Origin of the sequence: Streptomyces sp. NPDC090445, assembly GCF_044769385.1 — a bacterium.
Classification (GTDB): domain Bacteria; phylum Actinomycetota; class Actinomycetes; order Streptomycetales; family Streptomycetaceae; genus Streptomyces.
In genome coordinates this window covers 1-2,102 of sequence record NZ_JBIVXV010000073.1, presented here as the reverse complement: position 1 = coordinate 2,102, position 2,102 = coordinate 1, and the positions used below count along the sequence as shown (strand labels likewise).

Here is a 2,102-nt window from a genome sequence, read left to right as displayed (position 1 = left end):
CCACACCGTCCGACACCAGCCGCCACAGGTCCTCCGGCGACCGCACACCGCCCGGATACCGGCACGCCATTCCCACGATCACGATCGGGTCGTCGGACGCGGATGCGGCCGAGGCGGCGAACGCTGCCGGTTGCGCCTCCGTCGTGCCCGACAGTTCTTGCGTCAGGTACTCGGCCATGCGCTTGGGCGTCGGGTGGTCGAAGACGAGGGAGGCGGGCAGGCGCAGCCCGGTGAGCCGGTTGAGGTGGTTGCGCAGCTCGACCGCCATCAGCGAATCGAAACCCAGCCCCTTGAACGGCGTGTCCACCGCCACCGGCCGACCCGGCCCGTACCCCAACACCTCCCCCACCTGCCGCTGCACCACGTCCAGCACCACCCGACGACGCTCGACCTCGCCCAGCCCCACCAACCGGCCGGCCAGACCCGCCACCTCCGCCGGACCACGCCCACCAGCCGAACGACGCCCACCCGAACCACGCACCAGCGACCGCAACACCACCGGCACCTCGTCGGCATCACGCCGCCGCAACCCGGCCACGTCCAACGCCGCCGGCACCACCACCGCACGCCCCGACGCCACCGCCGCATCGAAGAGCGCCAGCGCCTCCTCGGCGGACATGGGGAGGGCGCCTTCGCGGCGGAGCCGGGCGAGGTCGGCGCCGGTGACCTGGCCGCCCATTCCGCGCTCCTCCTCCCACAGGCCCCAGGCCGCGGACAGCGCCGGCAGCCCCTGCGCCCGCCGCTGCTGGGCCAGCGCGTCCAGCACGGCGTTGGCCGCGGTGTAGGCCGCCTGGCCCGCGCTGCCCACGACACCGGCGAAGGAGGAGAAGAGCACGAACGCGGTCAGGTCGAGCCCGGCGGTCAGCTCGTGGAGGTGCAGGGCCGCTTCGGCCTTCGGGCGCAGCACTCCCGTCAGCCGGTCGGGGGTCAGCGATTCCAGGACCCCGTCGTCGACGACGCCCGCACAGTGCACCACCCCGGTGAGCGGCCGGTCCGCGGGGATCGAGTCGAGCAGTACGGCCAGTGCCGTGCGGTCACCGACGTCACAGGCCTCCACCCGCACCCGCGCCCCGGCCTCCGCCAACTCCTCCACCAGGGCGTCCACACCCTCGGCGGCGGCACCACGGCGCGACACCAGCAGCAGGTCCCGCACCCCGTACGCCGACACCAGATGCCGGGCCACCAACGCGCCCAGACCACCCGTGCCACCCGTCACCAGCACCGTCCCCGAAGGACCGAACGAACCCTCCGACCGGCCCACCGGCACCTCACCCACCCGGGCCAGACGCGGCACCACCACCCGGCCGCCGCGCACCGCCACCTGCGACTCGCCCACACCCAGCGCGAGCCCCAACGCAGCCGCCTCCGCGTCCGCCGACAGCCCCGGCTCCACATCCACCAGCACCAGCCGGCCCGGATGCTCCCGCTGCGCCGAACGCACCAGACCCCACACCGACGCCGCACCCAGAGCAGGCGCGCCCTCCTGCGAGGACACGGCCACGGCGCCCCGCGTCAGCAGCACCAGCCGCGAACCCGCGAACCGCTCCCCGGACACGAACTCCTGCACCACGGACAGGGCCTGCACGGCCTCAGCCGCATCACCCCCGGACCCGGCCTCCCAGACCACGAACCCCGAGGCCTCCGCAGACCCCCAGCCAGTCCACTCCACCGTCGGGCCGGTCACGGAGGTGACCGGCTCCCACACGAGGTCGAACAGTGCGTCGCGCAGGCCGCCGCCCGCGGCGGCGCGCAGCTGCTCCCGCTGCACGGGCCGCGTCACCAGCCGGCCCACCGACAGCACCGGCGCACCCGACTCATCGGTCGCCCGCACCGCCACCGCGTCATCGCCCGCCGGTACGAGCGCCACGCGCAGTGTCGGGGTGTGCAGCGGGACGAGTTCGACGTCCGACCAGGTGAAAGGCAGGCGCAGCTCTTCGTCGGCGGGATCGATCGACGTGTGGAGCGCGGCGTCGAGGACGGCGGGGTGAACGCCGAAGCCCGTCGTGCCGCCGTTCACCGCGTCGGGCAGGGCGATCTCGGCGAAGAGTTCCTCGCCCCGCCGCCACGCGGCCCGCACACCCTGGAACACCGGCCCGTACTCG

General features: G+C 74.5%; 1 protein-coding gene. It reads right to left on the bottom strand.

What is annotated here, in order from left to right; genetic code table 11:
- The coding region (locus tag ACIQUT_RS40240) for an SDR family NAD(P)-dependent oxidoreductase (RefSeq protein WP_403570691.1) at window positions 1–2,102 on the bottom strand (2,102 nt) is incomplete at both ends.